At 50.0% G+C, this 5,439-nt stretch carries 6 protein-coding genes and 1 pseudogene; all 7 read left to right on the top strand.

All coding sequences use genetic code 11. From position 1 onward, the window contains the following. Positions 1-213, top strand: a pseudogene (locus JU82_RS05130) (NAD(+) kinase); the annotation flags it as partial. A gap of 3 nt (positions 214-216) precedes the next feature. Next, positions 217-1,758 (top strand): AAA family ATPase, encoded by a 1,542-nt coding sequence (locus JU82_RS05135; RefSeq protein ID WP_037947459.1) that lies wholly within the window; start codon positions 217-219, stop codon positions 1,756-1,758. Then, positions 1,755-2,531, top strand: a complete 777-nt coding sequence (locus JU82_RS05140) for a TatD family hydrolase (protein ID WP_037947462.1) — start codon at positions 1,755-1,757, stop codon at positions 2,529-2,531. The genes JU82_RS05135 and JU82_RS05140 overlap by 4 nt, the downstream gene beginning before the upstream one ends. 20 nt (positions 2,532-2,551) lie before the next feature. Continuing rightward, the gene (locus JU82_RS05145) at positions 2,552-3,772 is read left to right on the top strand and encodes a lytic transglycosylase domain-containing protein (RefSeq protein ID WP_294892198.1); all 1,221 of its coding nucleotides are present in this window, start codon (positions 2,552-2,554) and stop codon (positions 3,770-3,772) included. After that, on the top strand, positions 3,762-4,568 hold the full coding sequence (locus JU82_RS05150; RefSeq protein WP_294892199.1) for a septal ring lytic transglycosylase RlpA family protein: 807 nt from the start codon (positions 3,762-3,764) through the stop codon (positions 4,566-4,568). Before JU82_RS05145 ends, JU82_RS05150 begins: the two co-directional genes overlap by 11 nt. Position 4,569: 1 nt before the next feature. After that, positions 4,570-5,142 (top strand): imidazoleglycerol-phosphate dehydratase HisB, encoded by a 573-nt coding sequence (gene hisB, locus JU82_RS05155; protein WP_037947465.1) that lies wholly within the window; start codon positions 4,570-4,572, stop codon positions 5,140-5,142. Next, positions 5,139-5,439, top strand: a 301-nt coding sequence (locus JU82_RS05160) for an HAD family hydrolase (protein ID WP_037947468.1), incomplete at its 3' end; no start/stop codon positions are given. The genes hisB and JU82_RS05160, both read left to right, overlap by 4 nt.

Here is a 5,439-nt window from a genome sequence, read left to right on the forward strand (position 1 = left end):
CAGCGCCCCGTTATTTTGCCGGGGCATTTCGAAATAGAAATGAAAACTCCCGACGCCAGCGCATTGGTGATCATTGACGGGCAGGACATGATCGAGATCACCGAAAACGATACCGTCAATATCAAGCTGGCAGGTTCGGGAGCGCACCTGATACACCGTAAGGAATTCAATTATTTCGACGTCCTCAAAGAAAAACTGGGATGGGGGAATTAATCGGTGATCGAACGTTTTTATCTCAAAGAGTTTTTGACCTTTAAAGAAGCGGAAATGGAGTTTCATCCGGGATTGGTCGTTTTTACGGGGCCTAGCGGAAGCGGAAAATCCATACTGATGCGTTCAATCCTCTCGTCTGTGGGACTTGACAACGTCGATGCCCAGATTTGCGAGTCAAGCGTTTGCTGGCAGATCGATGAAGATGCGTACGGCATCGGCAACGAAGCCTCTAATATTTTCCGTCAGGTTAAAAAAGAAAAGACCCGTTATTTTATCAACAGCCAAAGTACCCCAAGAGCATCGATGGAATCGATCAGCAGCGCGTATCTGCGTCATCTGAGCCTCAAAGACTATAGCGATTTCGAACCTTTCGCACTTCTTCGCCGCATCGACGAACGTCTAGCCGTTCTTCATCCCGAACATACGAACGCGTTAAAAGACTATGCCGGGAAATTTTCCGAATACAAATCCGCTTCCGAAGAACTACGGGTAATCGAAGATCAGGAAAAACGGCTGGCGGAGCTAAAAGAGTTTGCCGCGTACGAAATCGGCAAGATTGATTCGATCAAACCCCGCATCGGCGAAGATGAAGAGCTTTCGGTCATTAAAAAAGAGCTTTCGAAAAAAGAGAAGATCGAAAAAGCGCTTCAGCAGGCCGAGGCGATTTTTGCCCATGAGTCTCATGTGAGTTCGGCGCTTGGTCTTTTGGAAGCCGACAGCGCTTTTTTCGATGATGCGATGAACGAGCTGCGTCATATTTTCGAGAGTTCGACGGAACGGATGGAAGAGTTGGCCGAAGTCGATGTCGAACAGGTTTTAGATCGGATCGAGCAAATCTCCGATCTGAAACGTCGCTACGGAAGTATCGAAGAGGCTCTGGCATACCGTGAACAAAAAGCAAAAGAACTGGAATCGTACGAGACAATCGAGCATTCCAAAGAAGAGCTGATCCGGAAAATCGGCGTGTTGAAAACGGAGCTTGAACGATTGGCAAAGGAGCTTTCATTGCGCCGTCGTAGCGCTTTGGACGAGATGCGCGAGCACCTTAACGGGTATCTGTCGATGCTGTACCTGCGGGATGCGACGCTGGAACTTGAAATGTGCGAACCTCATCTTTACGGAACGGACAAAGCGGTACTGGGGCTTTCGGGGACGAAGCTTGACAAGCTTAGTTCGGGAGAGTTCAACCGACTCCGTCTGGCGCTGCTGGCGCTCGGCGTAGAGACAATGCAAGGATCGGGAGGGGTACTGATGCTCGATGAGATCGATGCGAATCTGAGCGGTGAAGAGTCGATGAGCGTTGCCAAAGTACTGCGCCACCTCTCCAAAAAATATCAGATATTCGTGATCTCCCATCAGCCGCAGCTAACCTCGATGGGCGAGCAGCATTTTCTCGTTTACAAAGACGATGAAAGCCGCGTGCGCGAACTTTCCGCCGCGGAGCGGATCGAAGAGATCGCGCGTATTATCAGCGGCGAGGGGATCAGTGATGAAGCGACCCGCTTTGCCAAAGAATTGTTTGAACGTTCACAGGGGATTGCATGATCATCGATACCCACGTTCACCTTGACGATGCGCGCTATGTCGACGATTTCGATGCGATGATGGAGCGTGCCCGGATGGCGGGAATCGATAAATTCATTATCCCGGGTGCACATCCGGGGACGCTGGAGCGCGCCGTTGAACTTAGCGAGAGATACGACGACGTTTATTTTGCCGTCGGGGTGCATCCTTACGATATGGAAACCTTTGAATCGGTCGATTTCGAGCGCTATGCGGCTCATCCCAAATGTGTCGCCATCGGCGAATGCGGCCTGGATTATTTCCGTCTCGAAGGGACCGACGAGGAAAAACTAAGAGAAAAAGAGCGGCAAGACCATGTTTTTCGGATGCAGATACGCCTCGCCAAGAAAGTGAACAAGCCGCTTATCATCCATATCCGCGATGCGAGCTACGACGCCAAGAAGGTACTGCTCGAAGAGAATGCCGGTGAAGTCGGCGGCGTGCTGCACTGCTATAACGCCGACGAAGAGCTTCTATCCCTTTCAAAAGAGGGGTTCTATTTCGGAATCGGGGGGGTCGTGACGTTCCAGAACGCCAAAAAACTGATCAACGTCTTTCCTAAAATCCCCCGTGACAGACTTCTTATCGAAACAGACGGCCCCTATCTGACTCCCCATCCACACCGCGGGACGCGAAACGAGAGCGCCTATACCCGATACGTTGCCGATAAAATGGCCGAGCTGCTGGAAATGCCGCCCGGAGAGGTCGAAGCGCTGACGACCTCGAACGCGAAAACGCTGTTTAGATTCGGATAAGCGTAAGTGAAGGAGGGATGATGAAAGCGATTCTTGCGATGATGGTGATTCTTCCTCTGTATGCGTATGGGGTCGGATTTGACCCTTCCGATCGTAAAAAAATCGAAGTTTTGCGTCATTTCGATCTTCCCGCTTCGTATCTCTCCGATCCTTATCTGCACGATTCTTACACTAAAAAACGGCGCGAATGCCAGTTGGACGGTTTTGCCGATTCAGCTGATAACGCCGATGTATTCATTCCGATGCTCTCCTCCCTGATCGCACAGTCTGATCTTCCCAAAGAGTTTTTATTTGTAGCTCTTGCCGAATCGCGTTTGGAGGTAAGTACCTCTTCGTCACGCGGAGCGGCGGGATTGTGGCAATTTATGGAACAGACCGGAAGGCTGCACGGATTGGCGGTAAACCAGTTCGTTGACGAACGGCGCGATCATATCAAATCGACCCGCGCTGCCATTACCTATCTGAGTATGCTCAAAAAAATGTTCGGAAAATGGTATCTGGCGCTGCTTGCCTACAATTGCGGAGAAGGAAGGCTTTACAAAGCGATCCGAAAAGCGGGGACGACCGACGTGCGCGTCCTGACCGATCCAAAGCGGGGCTATCTTCCGCCTGAGACCCGGAAATACCTTCGCAATGTCGTATCGCTGGCGCTGCTGGCGACCGATGAAGTTTTTTTGTCCGAAATCCAATACGACGCACTGCTCGAATCACAACATGAAAATCCGATAGCGACCGTTTATCTTCCCGAAGGAGAGGATATCGACACTATCGCGGCGGTGCTGGAAATGCCGAAAAACAATCTTGTCAAACTCAATACCCACCTTAAAAAAGGGGTCACGCCTCCCAATCAGGAATCGTATCCCATCTACATTCCCAAAGACAAGCTGAACGTTTTCCGCGAAAAGTTTCGTACGCGCGATCTTAAAGGGTATTTTGTCATGCACAGGGTCAAATCGGGCGAAACGATAGCGCAACTCTCTAAACGCTACAATGTTCCCTCAGGCTCGATCATGCGTGAGAATATGATCGGTATCGACAGCGACATAGGCAAAAACCGCAATGTCCGGATTCCTATCAATAAGCCTTATTTGAAAAATACCAAATTTCATAGGGCCAAACTGGGAGAAACCATTGCTTCAGTCGCCGAACTGTATAATATGACCATTGAACAAATTAAAGCGAAAAATCCTTTCGCATCGAATGTTTTAAAAGAAGGTGAGGAGATAAAGGTTGACGATTAAAATTCTTTTGGCCGGATTGGTATTGCTGATCGGCGGGTGTACGACCCAAAACGGTTCGTACAGCTATCAGCCCAAACCTTCACAGAAATATCCTTCAGAGAAGCTGGCGATGACTTCGTCGAACATCTACAAAAAAAACGGCGAGCTGCACGCAACGATGCGCCCGTACAGCGTAATGGGAAAAGAGTATTATCCGACCGTTGTGCGGGTTGGGGATACATTCAGCGGTATGGCAAGCTGGTACGGCCCCGATTTTCACGGAAAATCGACCTCAAACGGCGAAGGGTATGACATGTATGCGATGACGGCTGCGCATAAAACGCTGCCGATGAATACGGTCGTACGGGTAACAAACACGCAAACCGACGCGCAAACGATTGTTCGAATCAACGACCGCGGTCCTTTTGTCGAAACGCGTATTATCGATCTTTCTTTGGCGGCGGCAAAGCAGATCGGCGTCGATAGAACGGGAACCGCTCCGGTCACGCTGGAAGTATTGGGGTTTGAACCCACAGGTGTCCGCTCTATCGATATGGCGCGCATGGCGAAGGGGCCGAGAGAATCGGTTCTGACGTCGTTTTTCGTCCAGATCGGCTCGTTCGAGAGATTTGAAGGGGCCATGATCACCAAACAAAAATACGCGAGCTTCAACGGCTATAGCGCAATTATCAAAGATACAGAGTATAATAACAAACGACTATTTCGCGTATGGCTCGGCGGATTCAAGAGTGAAGCGGAAGCGCGCGATTTCATATCACGGGGCTATTTTCAAGGCTCGTTTATCATAAGGGAATAGGATGATCCAAAAAAAGCGTACCACAAAAGAGACTGATATCACCCTCTCATTGACTCTCCGTGGAGAGGGCAAAAGCAGTATTTCGACAAAAGTCGGTTTTATGGATCATATGCTGGAAAGTTTCGCCAAGCATGCGTTGATGGACCTTACCGTGACCTGTACGGGAGATGTTCACATTGACGATCACCACAGTGTCGAAGACATCGGAATCGTTCTGGGACAGGCGCTTCGCGAAGCGATCTACCCGATTGAAAAAGTGGAACGGTTCGGAAGTGCCGTTATCGTCATGGATGAAGCCGCTGTCAGCTGCGATCTTGATCTCAGCAACCGTCCGTATCTGGTATACGAAGTAGACGTATGCGGAAAAATCGGCGGATTCGATGCGGAACTTGCCGAAGAATTTTTTCGGGCCGTTGTTTTCAATGCCGGCATTACGGCACACATCGTCATGCAGCGCGGCAAAAACAAACACCACATCGTCGAAGCGGCATTCAAATCTCTTGCGGTTGCCCTTCGAAGAGCTTTGAGCGTCAACGAACGTGCCGGTATTCCAAGCACCAAAGGGGTGCTGTGATCCGGTTGTTGATTCTCGATGTTGACGGATGCATGACGGAAGGAAAAATCATCTACACTTCCGAAGGCGTCGAACTGAAAAATTTTAACGTCAAAGACGGTTTTGCCATCAAGGCATGGCTCAAAATGGGACATCACGCCGCGATTATTACGGGGCGGGATTCGGCTATTGTGAAACACCGTGCCAAAGAGCTCGGAATCGAGCATCTGTATCAAGGGGTCAAAGACAAGCAGTCGGTAGCGGCGCAATTGTGTGAAAAACTCGGTATCAGCCCTGAAGAAGTGGCCGCCATCGGAG

The sequence above is a fragment of the Sulfuricurvum sp. MLSB genome, from assembly GCF_000747095.1.
In the GTDB taxonomy this organism is placed as follows: Bacteria; Campylobacterota; Campylobacteria; order Campylobacterales; family Sulfurimonadaceae; genus Sulfuricurvum.

What these genes read in the sequence shown, in the direction of transcription:
- JU82_RS05140 (WP_037947462.1), top strand. Translation starts at nt 1,755, where the DNA reads ATGATCATCGATACCCACGTTCACCTTGACGATGCGCGCTATGTCGAC.
- hisB (WP_037947465.1), top strand. Translation starts at nt 4,570, where the DNA reads ATGATCCAAAAAAAGCGTACCACAAAAGAGACTGATATCACCCTCTCA.
- JU82_RS05145 (WP_294892198.1), top strand. Translation starts at nt 2,552, where the DNA reads ATGAAAGCGATTCTTGCGATGATGGTGATTCTTCCTCTGTATGCGTAT.